The organism is Pseudomonas sp. REST10 (genome assembly GCF_029542605.1).
Classification (GTDB): domain Bacteria; phylum Pseudomonadota; class Gammaproteobacteria; order Pseudomonadales; family Pseudomonadaceae; genus Aquipseudomonas; species Aquipseudomonas khazarica.
Window position 1 is genome coordinate 3,447,481 of record NZ_CP035677.1, and the last position, 13,961, is coordinate 3,461,441.

General features: G+C 64.1%; 12 protein-coding genes. 8 read left to right on the top strand and 4 right to left on the bottom strand.

The features are described from left to right. Window positions 1-6: 6 nt before the first annotated feature. A complete protein-coding gene (locus tag EWH21_RS16300) occupies window positions 7-939 on the bottom strand; it encodes a chemotaxis protein CheV (RefSeq protein ID WP_037050343.1) in 933 nt (310 codons plus the stop codon). Window positions 940-1,016: 77 nt separating this feature from the next. On the opposite strand from EWH21_RS16300, the gene flgA reads away from it, so the two are divergent. From flgA to EWH21_RS16320, 4 genes are all read left to right on the top strand, one after another. Continuing rightward, the gene (flgA, locus tag EWH21_RS16305) at window positions 1,017-1,775 is read left to right on the top strand and encodes a flagellar basal body P-ring formation chaperone FlgA (RefSeq protein ID WP_152489122.1); all 759 of its coding nucleotides are present in this window, start codon (window positions 1,017-1,019) and stop codon (window positions 1,773-1,775) included. A gap of 135 nt (window positions 1,776-1,910) precedes the next feature. After that, window positions 1,911-2,246 carry a flagellar biosynthesis anti-sigma factor FlgM gene (flgM, locus tag EWH21_RS16310; protein ID WP_037050337.1) on the top strand — a complete coding sequence of 112 codons (336 nt, stop codon included), beginning with the start codon at window positions 1,911-1,913 and terminating at the stop codon, window positions 2,244-2,246. A 50-nt stretch (window positions 2,247-2,296) separates the two neighbouring features. Next, window positions 2,297-2,764, top strand: coding sequence for a flagellar protein FlgN (locus EWH21_RS16315; protein WP_037050334.1), 468 nt, complete (start codon window positions 2,297-2,299; stop codon window positions 2,762-2,764). 94 nt (window positions 2,765-2,858) lie between these two features. Next, the gene (locus EWH21_RS16320) at window positions 2,859-3,608 is read left to right on the top strand and encodes a flagellar brake protein (protein ID WP_277698833.1); all 750 of its coding nucleotides are present in this window, start codon (window positions 2,859-2,861) and stop codon (window positions 3,606-3,608) included. Between the two features lie 30 nt (window positions 3,609-3,638). Here the strand turns inward: EWH21_RS16320 and EWH21_RS16325 are convergent, their stop codons facing one another. Both EWH21_RS16325 and EWH21_RS16330 read right to left on the bottom strand, forming a co-directional pair. Next, window positions 3,639-4,955, bottom strand: coding sequence for an MFS transporter (locus EWH21_RS16325; protein ID WP_277698834.1), 1,317 nt, complete (start codon window positions 4,953-4,955; stop codon window positions 3,639-3,641). A gap of 42 nt (window positions 4,956-4,997) precedes the next feature. Next, window positions 4,998-6,239, bottom strand: a complete 1,242-nt coding sequence (locus EWH21_RS16330; RefSeq protein WP_172979224.1) for a glutamine synthetase family protein — start codon at window positions 6,237-6,239, stop codon at window positions 4,998-5,000. Window positions 6,240-6,604: 365 nt separating this feature from the next. Here EWH21_RS16330 and sstT point away from each other — a divergent pair, with 365 nt between their 5' ends. From sstT to EWH21_RS16350, 4 genes are all read left to right on the top strand, one after another. Then, window positions 6,605-7,828: a serine/threonine transporter SstT gene (sstT, locus tag EWH21_RS16335; RefSeq protein WP_277698835.1), complete on the top strand. Its 1,224-nt coding sequence runs from the start codon at window positions 6,605-6,607 to the stop codon at window positions 7,826-7,828. Between the two features lie 164 nt (window positions 7,829-7,992). Next, complete coding sequence (locus EWH21_RS16340; RefSeq protein ID WP_277698836.1) at window positions 7,993-8,742, top strand: siderophore ferric iron reductase; 750 nt, start codon at window positions 7,993-7,995, stop codon at window positions 8,740-8,742. A gap of 54 nt (window positions 8,743-8,796) precedes the next feature. Next, complete coding sequence (fhuB, locus tag EWH21_RS16345; RefSeq protein WP_277698837.1) at window positions 8,797-10,800, top strand: Fe(3+)-hydroxamate ABC transporter permease FhuB; 2,004 nt, start codon at window positions 8,797-8,799, stop codon at window positions 10,798-10,800. Then, the gene (locus tag EWH21_RS16350) at window positions 10,797-11,663 is read left to right on the top strand and encodes an ABC transporter substrate-binding protein (protein ID WP_047585711.1); all 867 of its coding nucleotides are present in this window, start codon (window positions 10,797-10,799) and stop codon (window positions 11,661-11,663) included. Before fhuB ends, EWH21_RS16350 begins: the two co-directional genes overlap by 4 nt. A gap of 39 nt (window positions 11,664-11,702) precedes the next feature. On the opposite strand, the gene EWH21_RS16355 is transcribed toward EWH21_RS16350, so the two are convergent. Next, entirely contained in the window at window positions 11,703-13,889 is a 2,187-nt protein-coding gene (locus EWH21_RS16355) for a TonB-dependent siderophore receptor (RefSeq protein WP_277698838.1), read from the bottom strand. Window positions 13,890-13,961 lie beyond the last annotated feature (72 nt).

Sequence of the window (13,961 nt, forward strand, 5' to 3'; positions counted from 1 at the left end):
GTTCTCTTAGCCCTCATCCGACACACGAATGCGATCGACCACGCGCGCCGCCAGATCATCCGGCTTGAACTTGGCGAGGAAGTCGTCAGCGCCGACCTTCTTCACCATTGCCTGATTGAACACGCCCGAGAGCGAAGTATGCAGGAGGATATGCAACTTCTGCATGCGCGGGTCGCTGCGAATCTCCGTGGTCAGTGTATAGCCGTCCATTTCCGGCATCTCGATATCGGAAATCAGCATCAGCAGTTCCTTATCGGGATTGCGGCCTTCATCCACCATTTTCTTGAGGTAGTCGAGTGCCTCACGGCCATCGTTCAGCGCAGTGACCTCGACACCCACGGTCTGCAGGCAACGGGAAACCTGCTTGCGCGCCACGGAGGAGTCATCGACGATCAAGACGTGCTTGGTCACCGCCTGGCTCTGCACCTGTTCGTCGATGACGCCCGCGGAAATCGCTTCCGACGTGGGCGCGACCTCGGCGAGGATCTTCTCGACGTCGATGATTTCCACCAGTTGCTGATCCATCCGCGTGACCGCCGTCAGGTAATGATCGCGGCCAGTGCCCTTGGGTGGTGGATGGATCTCTTCCCAGTTCATGTTGACGATGCGCTCGACCGAACGCACCAGAAAGCCCTGAACCTTGGTGTTGTACTCGGTGATGATCACGAAACTGGTTTTCAGATCACTCAGCGGCGCCCGACCGGTGGCGATCGACAGATCGAGAATCGGGATGGTGCCGCCACGAATGTTGGCCACCCCGCGCACCACCGGGCTGGACTTGGGCATGATGGTGAGGTTCGGACACTGCAGGACCTCTTTCACCTTGAATACGTTGATACCGTATAGCTGCGGGCCTTCCAGGCGAAAAAGCAACAACTCCAAGCGGTTCTGTCCCACCAACTGAGTTCGCTGGTTAACCGAATCCATCAACCCGGCCATGCCCGGACTCCTTCTCGTCTAGTAACGCTCTCCCCGTTGAGCCTAGCAGGCGGCACGGGGCTTGCTTTGCATTGCGTATGAAGCAGACAACGTCATCATTCCGTCAGCTACTGGCAAAGTGCCTTACTTCCCTGCCCGTTTTACTCGCTTTGCCGATGCTCGGCTATAGCGCTACGGCGGCGGCCAGCTTTACCAGTGCTGAACAACTTATCGGCGCCACCGAGACCTTTCTTGAGGAAGCGGTCACCAATTATCTACAGCGTAGCGAAATCCACGGCCGCCATGAGATTCGTGTGAATCGTCTCGATCCTCGCCTGCGCCTGGCACTGTGCGACGTTCCGCTGACGACCACGCTCGAGAGTCCGGCACAGCCCCTGGGCCGGGTCACCACCCGTGTGCGCTGCGACGGCAGCGCCCCCTGGACCGTGTTCGTTCCCGCCGAAGTGCGCCTGTACCGCCATGTCGCCGTACTCACCCGTCCCCTCAAGCGCCTAAGCATAGTCAAGGCTTCCGACCTGAGCATGGCCGAGCGTGATATCGGCCAGCTTTCCCAGGGCTACCTGACGGACCCAGCACAGGTCGTCGGCAAGAAATTGACGCGCCAGCTCAATGCCAATCAGGTCATTGCGCCCAGCCACCTGGAGGCGGCGGAAGTGATTCGTCGCGGCGACCAGGTCGTGATCAACGCCGTCGGCGCCAACTTCAGCGTGCGCATGCCCGGCGAAGCCCTCACGGACGGGGCTCCTGGCGAACAGATCAACATCCGCAACCTGCGCTCGCAGCGGGTCATCCGGGCCCGGGTCGTGGGTCCGGGCCAGGTCGAGGTCGCCATGTAGGCACGTTTCTTGTAGCGTAAAGGTCAGGCGATTCCCTACACTGTTCGACGACGCGATGAAATTAGTCCTAAAGTTTTCTCGGCAGTGGCCGAAAAGCATGGCAAGCGTCCACCATATCGTCCGAGGTTCTGCATCATGGTCATCGATTTCAACCGGCTGAATAATGCCAATACGTCCGCTACCACGGGACGTACCGGCGCGACTCAGGCTGGCAATCGCAGTGAATCGGCACAGCCGAGCAAAGCGCCTGTCACCGGTAGCGATGGACAAACCGACGCCAAGAGCGGCGAACCCGTGCAACTGAGTCGCGAGGCTCAGCAGCTGCAAGCAATCGGCGAGAAGCTGCGCGATCAGCCCATCGTCAACAAGGAGCGCGTGGCCCAGCTGAAACAGGCCATCGCTGACGGCAGCTATCAGGTCGACAGCAAACGCGTCGCCCAGAAACTGCTCGACTTCGAATCCCAGCGCTAGTCCCAGGGCTGCGCTGGGGGTGTTGGACGCCCGACCCCCAAGAGCCCGCCATGCAAGACACCGCCCTGCTAGACCTGTTCTCCCACGACATCGGCACGGCCGAGCAGTTGCTTGAGCTGATCGATAACGAATTCCAGGCCCTGACCGACCGCGATCTCACCCGCCTCGACCGCCTGCTCGGTGACAAGCAACCGCTTCTCGCACTCCTCCAGCAGCACGGCAACGAGCGCAGTCGCCTGCTGCAGAGCGCCAACCTGAGCGCGGACCGCCAGGGGCTCGCCACGCTGGCCGCCCAGTCCGCCGTCGGTGATCAGTTGCTGGCGCGCAGCGAAGAGCTGTCCAAGCTGCTGCAACGCTGCCAGGATGGCAACACGCGCAACGGCCGGCTGATCCGCGCCAACCAGGCGTCGGTCGGCAACATCCTTGGCATTCTGCGTGGCGGGGAAACGCCCGGGCTCTATGACAGCCGGGGCAGTGCCGCTAAAATCGCGCAGCAGAGACCGCTCAGCCAGGCTTGAGCGAATCACGCTAACAATAAAAGCACAGGGACATGCAGGCACTTCGCCAGTATGCTAGTGCCGTTGTAGTCCATGACTCGGAGAGTTCCGAACTGTGTCCAGTGCGTTCCACGACGAGAGCGGCCCCCAGCCGCCCAAGGTGCTCAAGACATCCGCAGAGATCATTGCCACCTTACGTCAATTGCAGCAGAACCATGATCCGCTGGTCATCCAGTTCAAAGGACGTGGCCAGCGTTTCCAGAGCTATCTCGTCGAGGTCGACCGCGACCGCGCGCGCGTGGCCCTGGACGAAATCATCCCGACCGACGGCGAGCGCTTCCTCAAGCAGGGCGAATCCTTCAACGTCGAAGCCTTTCGCGATGGCGTGCGCGTAGCCTGGAGCTGCGAGCATGACGTGCAGCTGGGCGAACTCGAAGGTGCGCCGTGCTACTGGGCGCCGCTGCCGCTGGAAGTCATCTATCACCAGCGGCGCAGTGCCTTCCGCGCCCAGCTGAAGCAGAGCGACCAGGTCAAGGTCGTACTGACCGGCGACAAGCTGCGCGATGCGCTGCCCGGCCACCTGCTGGACATCTCCGCGACAGGCTGCAAGCTGCGTTTCGCAGGCAACCTGAGCGAGCAACTGAGCAACGGCCAGGTGCATGAGCGCCTGACCGCGCAGCTGCCGTTCGGCTCGATGACTTGCGCAGTGGAACTGCGCCATGTGCAGTACGACGAAAAGCTCGACATGACCTTCGTCGGCACGCGCTTCTACCGCATGAGCGGCCTGGAGCAACGTCAGGTCGAGCGCTTCGTCTATCAGTTGCAGCGCGAGGCGCGTCGCACCGAAGGCGACGGCCCCTTCTGAATCCCACGTGAGCCGCTGCCGGGACGCAGGCTACTGCCCGGCACGCTCGCTCTTCTCCTCGTTCTCGTCTGGCACCTCAGGAGCCGGCTCCTGCTGCATCTGCTCCTGCACGGTCTGCTCGTCGACGCGCGGATCGAGCGCGGCAACCAGCGGTGAGCTGGCGACGTTGCCCGGCATGGCCATGTGCTGCAGCGGCGCATCGTCGACTTGATGCTGGTGGGTGACCACCTCGGGACGAATGCGCCAGATCAGGATCAGCGCGCAGAAACAGACGAACACGTAGAGCATGTTGGCCCCGTAGAAACGCATCAGCACGCCCGCCAGCAGGGGTCCGATACAGGCGCCGACGCCGAAGGTGACCAGCAGCATCGCGGTCAGCGAGACCCGGCGCTCCGGCTCCACGTGGTCGTTGGCCAGCGCCACCGCCAACGGATACAGGCTGAACTGCATCAGGCTGACCAGAAAGCCGACGCCGATCAGCAAGCCGAGGAACACCTGCGGCAACGCCGCCAGTGGCAGCGCGGCCAGCAGCAGAAACACCGCACAGCCTCGAATCAGGCGCACCCGGTCACGCCGGTCGGACAACCAGCCCAGCGGCCACTGCACCAGCAGCCCGGCGAGAATGCAGCTGCCCATGAACAGACCCACCTGCTCGGTGGAGAGCCCCATGCGCGTGGCATACAGCGGCGCGAGGCCATAGAAGGAGCCGATCAGCAGCCCGGCCACCGAAATGGTCGTCAGCGACAACGGCACCCGGTCCAGGAAGAAGCGCAGCTCCAGCGGTGCCGGATGCAGCGGCGCCGGGTGCAGGCGCCGGGTCAGCGCAACCGGCACCAGGCACAGAGCGAAGCAGAGAGCGACCAGCATCAGCAGCTCCAGCCCCAGCGTCGGATGCACCACCAGCGTCAGCTGCCCAAGAATCAGCCCCATGTAGGACGCCGCCATGTAGCCGCTGAACACCAGGCCGCGCTGCTTGGCATCGGCCTGCTCGTTCAGCCAGCTCTCGATCACCATGTACTGGCACATCATGCCCAGGCCCACCAGCATGCGCAGGAACAGCCAGAACGGCAGCCACTCCACCAGGCCATGCCCCAGCACCGCCGCGGTGACCACACCGGCGCAGGCCACGTAGGCACGAATGTGCCCGACCCGGCCGATCAGACGGTGCCCGAGCTTGCCCCCCAGCACCAGGCCGAAATAGTTGGCCGCCATCAACGCCCCGACCCACAGACCATCCACCGTGTCGGCCAGGCGCAGGGCCAGGTAGGTACTGAGCAGACCGGAACCCAGCAGCATCAGCAGCGTGGCGAAGTACAGCGAACGGAATGACTTCCAGATCAGTCGCATTGACGGATAAAGCTCCTTGTACGCGGGTAGGCAAAAACAGCGTCAGGCTTGGCCAGCCAGAACACGACGCTCCCAGGGCGTTATTTCATCGTAGAAGCTGGTCAGCTCCATGGTCTTGCTGGCGATGTAGCCTTCGATGAATTCCGCACCGAACAGTTCGATTGCCAGCTCGCTTCGTTTCAGACGCTCGATGGCGGCGTGCATGGTACAGGGTAGCGTCAATTCTTCTGGCACCTCGAACTCCCCCTGAATCGCCGGGCTCGGCTGCAGCTCGCGCTCCAGGCCATGCAAGCCGGCGGCAAGGCTGGCAGCGAGCGCCAGGTAAGGGTTGGCATCGGCGCCAGGCAGGCGATTCTCCACCCGTCGCGCCACCGGCGCACTGGCGGGAATGCGCAGCCCCGCCGCGCGGTTGTCCGCCGACCAGCAGGCATTGTTCGGTGAGGCATAGGGGTGGCACAGGCGCTGATAGGAGTTCACATGCGGCGCGAACAGCAGGGTGAAATCCGCCAGCGCAGCCTGCTGGCCAGCGATAAAGTGATAGAAGGCGGCTGTCGCCTCACCATTGTCGGCGCTGAAGATGTTGCGGCCACTGCCTTGCTCCACCACGCTCTGGTGGATGTGCATGGAGCTGCCGGGGGTGTGCGCCAGGGGCTTGGCCATGCACACCACGGACAAACCGTGCTTGAAGCCGACCTCCTTGAGCAGATGCTTGAACAGGAAGGTCTGATCAGCCAACTGCAGCGCATCGCCGTGCAGCAGGTTGATCTCGAACTGGCTCACGCCCATCTCGTGCATGAAGGTATCGCGCGGCAGGCCGAGCGCCTCCATGCAGCGGTAGACATCGGCGAAGAACGGCCGCAGGCCATTGCTGGAACTGACGCTGAACGCCGCGCCACCATCCTCACGGCGGCCATCGAGCCCCAGCGGCGGCTGGAATGGCTGCTGCGGATCGGGGTTGCCGGCGAAGACGAAGAACTCCAGCTCAGTGGCCACGACGGGTTGCCAGCCCTGCTCGGCATAACGCGCCAGCACGCGCTTGAGCAGGCCACGGGTGGACAGCCCGGAACTGCGCCCGTCCAGCTCGTCCGCGTCGCAGATCGCCAACGCGCGCGGCGGCTCGCTCCAGGGCAGGCGGTGGATCTGGCTCGGCTCGGCATTGAGCAACAGGTCGCCGTCATCGCTGCCGTAGAAGCGCGCCGCCGGGTAGCCGCCCATGATGCATTGCAGCAACACGCCGCGAGCGAGCTGCAGGCGACGGCCTTCGAGGAAGCCACTGGCGGTCATCACCTTGCCGCGCGGTACCCCGTTGAGGTCGGGGGTGACGCAGTCGATCTCATCGATCCCCTGCAGAAGGGTTTCCAGTGGGCGGCAGTTGGCAGTGCTCATCTTTATTGTCCTTGAATGACGCGAATACCGCCCGAGGGGCGGCGAGACGTACAAAATACGCATCGCATGTTCAATATTTCAAGCAGTGCAAGCTTATCGAGATGCGACACCGCCTTGCACTCCGTCGCCGAGATCGACTGCCCTGGCTAGAAGCCCATGAAGGCTGTGCTAGAGTCGCGCGCTATTTTTTTCGGCCCTGGCTGAAAGTCCTCTCGCCCCGGCGCCCTGCTCGAGCAGCGTGCCCAGCAACCAGAGACCACCCGATGTCCCAAGCCCTCCACCCTGCCCTGCAGCTTCTCAACCGCATCAGCCTGGTGACGCAGATCGTCATCGGCCTGCTGGCAGGCATCGCCCTTGCCTATGTCGCTCCCCAGGCTGCGCTGTCCGTCGGCTTCATCGGCAATGTCTTCGTTTCCGCGCTGAAAGCAGTGGCGCCCATCCTGGTGTTCATCCTGGTGATGGCCTCCATCGCCAACCACCAGCACGGTCAGCAGACCCACATCCGCCCGATTCTGCTGATGTACCTGCTCGGTACCTTCAGCGCCGCACTGGTGGCCGTCGTCGCCAGCTTCGCCTTCCCCTCGGCACTGGTGCTGAGCAGTCAGGCCGCCGAACTGTCGCCTCCGGGCGGGATCGGCGAAGTCCTCAAGACCCTGCTGATGAACCTGGTCGACAACCCGGTCAATGCGCTGCTCAGGGGCAACTTCATCGGCATCCTGGCCTGGGCCATCGGCCTGGGCTTCGCCTTCCGCCATGCCAGCGCCGGCAGCAAGCAATTGCTGGGAGACCTGTCCAACGGCGTCACCGCCATCGTCAAGCTGGTCATCCGCCTGGCCCCGCTGGGCATCTTCGGCCTGGTGGCCGCGACCCTGGCCGAATCCGGTTTCGACGCCCTGCTCGGCTACCTGCACCTGCTGGTGGTGCTGGTCGGCTGCATGCTCCTGGTCGCCCTGGTGGTCAACCCGGCGCTGGTGTACTGGAAGATCCGTCGCAACCCCTATCCGCTGGTCTTCACCTGCCTGCGCGAAAGCGGCCTGACCGCCTTCTTCACCCGCAGCTCGGCGGCGAACATTCCGGTCAACCTGCAACTGTGCCAGCGCCTGGGCCTGCACGAGGAAACCTACTCGGTGTCCATCCCGCTGGGCGCCACCATCAACATGGCCGGTGCCGCCATCACCATCAGCGTGCTGACCCTGGCCGCCGTGCATACGCTGAACATCGCGGTGGACCTGCCCACCGCCCTGCTGCTCAGCGTGCTCGCCTCGATCAGCGCCTGCGGCGCCTCGGGCGTGGCCGGCGGCTCGCTGCTGCTGATCCCGCTGGCCTGCAGCCTGTTCGGCATCCCCAATGACGTGGCCATGCAGGTCGTCGCCATCGGCTTCATCATCGGCATCGTCCAGGACTCGGCAGAGACCGCGCTGAACTCGTCCACCGATGCGCTGTTCACCGCTGCGGCGTGCATGGCGCAGGAGCGTCAAGACGGCTGATTCGTCACGCCCAGGACCCAAGGCCCACTTCGCGTGGGCCTTTTTGTGCGTGACGCACACTGAATACGCAAATGATAATTTGTATTACTAGCATTTGATTGCTAGATTATTCCGGTCGCTTCTACCGACGCGCTCCATTCGCGAAGCTTCCGGATTCGATCGCCATGCACCCTGCCACCGACCTCGACGCCCTGCTCAAGTCCGTCGCCCTCTGCCTGCCAGGCTTGAACGGCAACGTGGCTCCCGTGCGCAGCGACCAGCTCCTGTGCGGAGGCCAAGGCAATCAGGAGCGCATCGCCGCGCTGCATGACTACTGGCAGCATGCCCACCCCGAGGCCGGGCGACACTACTGGTCCACCCGCTGCTGGACCCTGCTGATCTGGCAACCCATCTACCTCAGCCTGCTGGCCGCTCACCTGGAGCGCCGCGTGCCCTGCCTGAAGCGAATGGGGCAGTCGATCCAGCAGGGCTTCGTCGGTGGTTTCAACCTTCCGCCTGATTGCGCGCTGTGCACAGGCGACCGGAAACTGGTCGAGAACGCAGCTGAACGACTGATGAACCTGCTGGAACATCAGCTCGAGGAGTTCAACAGCGTCTCCACCATCTACCCCAAGCTGGCCCGCCTGCTGATCGCCGACTGCGCCCGCGCGGCACTGCTTCTGCTGCAACGCCACCAGAACCTGGGCAATGCACAGTTGCGCGAGCTGGAAGAACAGTGGCTGCAAGCACTGGGACTGCCAGGCAAGAGCCCGCTGGTCGAAGTCAGCCTGGACGACGGTCGCCAGTGCCTGGCACTGGGGCGCAACGCCTGCTGCCAACACTTTCGTCGCGCCGATGGCGAGCCCTGTGCCGGCTGTCCAAGACTGAAACCCGCCGAGCGCCTGCAGCGTTTTCGCGAAGAGCTGGTCTGCTGATGCTCGCACGCTGCTCGGCCCACGCCCCTCTTCGTGACAACAGAGCGCCCCGATTTGGCTGAAGTCGACAGCGCACAGTACCCGGTCGACGATTGCCGGCCGCTGAAGGCGGATGCTTGCCGCTACGCGGCGACGCTCCTCGGACTGTTGCTCATTGCCCTGCTGCACCTCAATCTCAGCCTCGATCACTGGACGCTGAACTTCCCCGAAGGCGACAGCTTCACCGCCTTGCAATTTCACCTGGCCAGCCTGCCACGCATGGTCATGGCGTTGCTGGTGGGCGCGGCCCTGGGGCTGTCCGGCAGCCTGTTGCAGCAACTGACGCAGAACCGCCTCGTATCCCCCATGACCCTGGGTGCCGCGTCCGGCGCCTGGCTCGGGCTGCTGGTCGCCAGCCTGGCCTTCCCCGCCTTCGCTGCCGTGCAAGGTCACTGGGCTGCACTGGTCGGGGCGCTGCTGAGCGTGGGGCTGGTCCTGCTGATTGCCGGACGTGATGGCATCGCCGGCCTGCCGGTGATACTCGCGGGCATGGCCATGAACCTGCTGCTCGGTGCGCTGGCCATTGCCGTGCTGATACTCAACCAGCAGCAGACACGCGGCCTGTTCATCTGGGGCGCGGGCGACCTGGGGCAGATCGACTGGTCCTGGGTCAGCTGGCTCTGGCCCAAACTGCTGCCGGGGCTGTTGCTGCTCTGGCTGGCGCCGCGCGCGCTGACCCTGCTCAAGCTGGGCGGTACCGCCGCCCAGGGGCGCGGACTGAATCTGTTGCCAGCGCTACTGACGCTGTTTCTCGTCTCACTGTGGATGACTTCCGCAGCCATCACCGCCGTCGGCCTCATCGGCTTCATCGGTCTGCTGGCTCCCAATCTGGCGCATCTGTGCGGCGCACGCACGGCCCGCGACGAGCTGCTCTACAGCGCCTTGCTGGGCATGCTGGTGCTACTGGCCAGCGACGCCATGGCGCTGCTGCTCAGCCGCTGGCTGGGCGAGCAGATACCGACAGGCGCGGTTGCCGCGCTGGTCGGCGCGCCGGCCCTGCTCTGGCTGTCCCGGCAGCAACGCGCTGCGGAAACCAGGCAGTCGCTGGACCTGCCGCGGGGCCGCGAGCGCTGCAGCAGTCGTACCTGGTGGCTGCTGGCATCGGCCACGGCACTCACTGCATTGCTTGGCCTGTGCCTGCAGCTTGAACCTCAGGGCTGGCAGCTGGCCTGGCCATCGGACGTGCTGTGGTCGCTACGCTGGCCGCGCTTGCTCAGTGCGGCAGCCGCCGGCACAGGCCTGGCCGTCGCCGGCGTGTTGCTGCAGCGCCTGTTGCACAACCCACTGGCCAGCCCGGACATTCTTGGCCTGAGCGCCGGCGCAGCGCTGGTGGTGATGATCAGCCTGCTGCTGTTCGGCCAGGCGCTGTTCTGGTTGCTTGCGCCGATTGCCGCGTTCATCGGCTGCCTGCTGGTCCTGGCGACGCTGGTGCTGCTGGGGCGCAAGCAGCAGTACTCGCCAGGATTGATGGTGCTGGTCGGCATGGCGCTCGCGGCCCTGCTCAACACTGCGCTGCAACTGGCACTCAGCCAGGGGTCGTCGGACTCCCTGGCGCTGCTCGGCTGGCTGGCGGGCTCGACCTACCGCGTCAGCGCGCTGCAAGCCTGCGTGCTGGGGGGCGGCGTAAGCCTGCTGATCGGTCTCAGCCTGTTCTGGCAGCGCGCGCTGGACCTGCTCACGGCGGGAGACGGCATCGCTCACGGGCGCGGCCTGGATGTGCCGGCAACGCGCCTGGTGCTGCTGTTGCTGGTGGCCCTGCTCTGCGCACTGGTGACCAGCCTCGTCGGCCCGGTGAGCTTTCTTGGCCTGCTCGCACCACACATGGCGGCGACTCTCGGTGCGCGGCGCGTTCAGCAACAACTGCCGCTCGCCGCGTTGCTTGGTGGCCTGCTGATGCTGCTGGCCGATGCCATCGGCCGCAACCTGATATTCCCGCTGCAGATCCCGCTGGGCATCGTTGCATCGATACTCTGCGGCAGCTACTTCATCCTTCTTCTGCTGCACAGACGCCTGTCATGAAGCGCCGTACCCTGTTGCTGTGCCTGCCCCTGCTCGCCTGCTCGCCACTGGCCCTGTCGGGCGAGCCGCGTATTGCCGCACTGAGCTGGGAACCCGCCGAGCACCTGCTGCAGCTGGGTATCACCCCGCTGACGGTGGCCGATGCTCCGGATTATCGTGATTGGGTGGTACGCCCGACGCTGCCAGCCGACGTGGTCAACGCCGGCAGTCGCACCGAGCCGAATCTGGAACGGCTGGCGCAGCTGCGCCCCGAGCTGATCCTGATCACCCCGTTGCTGGAGGACATTCGCGCCCCCCTCGAGCGCATCGCGCCGGTGCTGAGCTATGGCGACTTCACCCAGAAACAGGACAACCTGGAACTACAGCGCAGCAACTATCTGGATCTGGCCGCACGCCTGCAACGCAGCGACCTGGCAAACCGACGCCTGCACCAGATGCAACAGCGCATCGACGCCTTGCGCCAGCAGTTGCTCGTTCACTTTGCGGGCGAACTGCCCAAGGTCACCCTGATCCGCTTCGCGTCAGCGACCCAGGTGTACATCTTCGGCCCCAATTCGCTACCGCAGCACGCCATGACCCTGCTCGGCCTGCAGCCTGCGCAAGCGGTACCGGTCAGCCGCTGGGGCAGTACCCAGGCGCCGGTTACCCAGCTCGGCGGCATCGAGGATGGCGTGGTGATCTACATCGAACCCTTCGCCCAGCACGAGCGTCTGTTCACCACACGGCTGTGGCAGGCCATGCCATTCGTGCGCCAGCAGCGCCTGACCAGCATGCGCGCGACCTGGACTCACGGCGGCGTGTTCAGCGTGCAGTACCTGGCGGAAGCCATCAGCGAAGCGCTGCTGAAGCTGCCGGCTGAATAGAAAGCCCCGCCTGGGTTCAGGCGGGGCTGGTGGAAGGACTCAGTACTTCCAGGTCAGGCTCAGGGTCGCATTGCGCGACGGTGCGTAGTACGACTGCGCCCAGTACAGGCTGGTCAGGTACTTGCGGTCGAACAGGTTGTTGACGTTGAGCGATACGTTGAAGTGCGGGTCGATGTCATAGCTCGCCAGTGCATTGACCACCGCGTAGGAGCCCTGACGGCTGACGATGGTCTCGCCGGTCGTCGAAGTGCCCTGCTCGCGGAAGATCTCGCTCTGCCAGTTGACGCTGCCCCCCACCTTCAATCCCTGCACCTGCGGCACCCGATAGGTGGTCGCGAGGTAGAGGGTGTTCTGCGGAATGAAGGTGCGCGTGCTGCTGCCATCGCCATCGCGCAGGGAGAACAGATGCGTCAGGCCCGCGCTGGCCTCCCAGCCCGGTGTCAGTTGCCCCGCCACGGTCATTTCAAAGCCTTCGACCTTGGTGTCCACGCCCTGATAGTAGGAGAAGCCCTCCGCCGCATCGAAGCCGGCGTACTCGGGGGTGTTGTCCTGCTTGGTGCGGAACAGCGCGAAGCTGGCATTGAGACGACGGTCGAACCATTCACCCTTGATCCCGCCCTCGATGCTGTTGCCTTCGATCGGCTCGAGCAAGGCATGGTTTCGATCGACCTGGTACTGCGGACTGAAGATCTCGGTGTAGCTGGTGTACAGCGAGTAGTTGTCGTTGAGGTCGTACGTCAGGCCGACATAGGGCGTCGACTTGTTCTTGTCGTACTGATGGCCTTCACCGACGCGCTCACCGCTGCTCTTGAGGTTGGTGTGGTTGACGCCGGTGATCAGCTTCAGCTGGTCGCTCAGCGAGAAATGCCCGGCCACGTAGTAGCTGCGGCGGTAGACGGTGTAGTCGGCCCAGCTGGTGACGTTGGCGAAATCCGGACGCGGATAGTCGCCGTCGTAATCCCACACCGGTGGCAGCGACTGGACGATGGCATCGTCACTGGATGTCCAGTGCGCACGGGTACGCGACCAGTTGCTGCCCAGGACCACCTCATGGGTTCGACCGAACAGCTCGAACGGCCCCTTCACCGACGCGTCGCCCAGCAGCTGACGCTCGGTGCGATCGAACTTCGACCCATAGGTGTACAGGCCAAGCCCGGTGGTGGCATCCGGCACACCGCCAGCCATGAGCATTTCGGCGTCGGAACCGATCTCGCGGTAGTTGAGGGTCACCTGGGTTTGCCAGCCACCGCCCCAGTCGGTCTTCAGTTCGGCGAAGGTCTGCTCGTCATCGGTGTCCCAGTAGCTCCAGTCCGGCGCTGTGTTGTGCGAGCGGTCGTAGTGCACCTTGGAACCATTGGTGTAGTACAGCGACAACGCGCTCCACATGATCCCTTCCGGCCGGTTGCGCTGCTTGGAGTAGCCGATGGTCGCGGTGCTGCTGTCGGTCAGATCGGCCTCCAGGATGCCGGAGAACAGCGTCTTGCTCGGCTGGTAACGATCCAGGTAGGAATTGCCCTCCTGCCCGGCGACGATAGCGCGCCCACGCAGTGTACCGCTGTCGTTGAGGGAGCCGGACACGTCGGCCTCGAGGCGCCGCGTCTGCCAGGAGCCATAGCTGAAGCCCAGCTGCGCCTGGGTCTCACGGGTCGGTCGCTTGCGTACGAAGTTGATCGTCGCGGACGGATTGCCGGGGTTGGAGGTCAGGCCATTGGCGCCCTTGAGAATCTCGATGCGGTCGTAGAGGAAGGTATCGATGTCACCCATCTGCTCTTCAGAGGAGAAGGGTACGCCGATGCCGTCGATCTGGAAGTTGTTCACGTCCAGGCCACGCGCGGTGAAGTAGGTGCGGTCGGTCTCCACGCGCTGTACACCGATGCCCGCCGCCTGCAAGGCATCGTTGGCGTTGCCGAGCTTGAAGTCATCGAGTTGCTGACGGTTCACGCTGGTGATGGTCTGCGGCGTTTGCCGCGGCGTCAGGTCGAGCTTGGTCGCCGTACCACTGCTCCCCAGGGTGTAGGAGTCGCTCTGTTCGGTGACGACCGGCGGCGCCCGGTTGACGCCGGTGACGCTGATGGGCTGCAACACCAGCGCATCGCCATCCTCATCGACTTCGGCGGCCACCACCGGCCAGGCCAACGGCAACACGCACAGCGCCATGGCCAGTACGCGGGGACTGCAGGCAGCGCGCAGGCGCACCCGGTGTTCTGAGTGATACATCGTTTTCATGGGCAGACACTTTTTTCTTGATTGAGTTGGATAAAGCGTGGGCACAGCGCAAGGGGACTTCAGTTCATCGCA

Excerpts from the sequence above, each read along its gene's own strand:
- EWH21_RS16300 (WP_037050343.1), bottom strand. The coding sequence starts at position 939 with ATGGCCGGGTTGATGGATTCGGTTAACCAGCGAACTCAGTTGGTGGGA.
- flgA (WP_152489122.1), top strand. The coding sequence starts at position 1,017 with ATGAAGCAGACAACGTCATCATTCCGTCAGCTACTGGCAAAGTGCCTT.
- flgM (WP_037050337.1), top strand. The coding sequence starts at position 1,911 with ATGGTCATCGATTTCAACCGGCTGAATAATGCCAATACGTCCGCTACC.
- EWH21_RS16315 (WP_037050334.1), top strand. The coding sequence starts at position 2,297 with ATGCAAGACACCGCCCTGCTAGACCTGTTCTCCCACGACATCGGCACG.
- EWH21_RS16325 (WP_277698834.1), bottom strand. The coding sequence starts at position 4,955 with ATGCGACTGATCTGGAAGTCATTCCGTTCGCTGTACTTCGCCACGCTG.
- EWH21_RS16330 (WP_172979224.1), bottom strand. The coding sequence starts at position 6,239 with ATGACCGCCAGTGGCTTCCTCGAAGGCCGTCGCCTGCAGCTCGCTCGC.
- sstT (WP_277698835.1), top strand. The coding sequence starts at position 6,605 with ATGTCCCAAGCCCTCCACCCTGCCCTGCAGCTTCTCAACCGCATCAGC.
- EWH21_RS16340 (WP_277698836.1), top strand. The coding sequence starts at position 7,993 with ATGCACCCTGCCACCGACCTCGACGCCCTGCTCAAGTCCGTCGCCCTC.
- EWH21_RS16350 (WP_047585711.1), top strand. The coding sequence starts at position 10,797 with ATGAAGCGCCGTACCCTGTTGCTGTGCCTGCCCCTGCTCGCCTGCTCG.
- EWH21_RS16355 (WP_277698838.1), bottom strand. The coding sequence starts at position 13,889 with ATGAAAACGATGTATCACTCAGAACACCGGGTGCGCCTGCGCGCTGCC.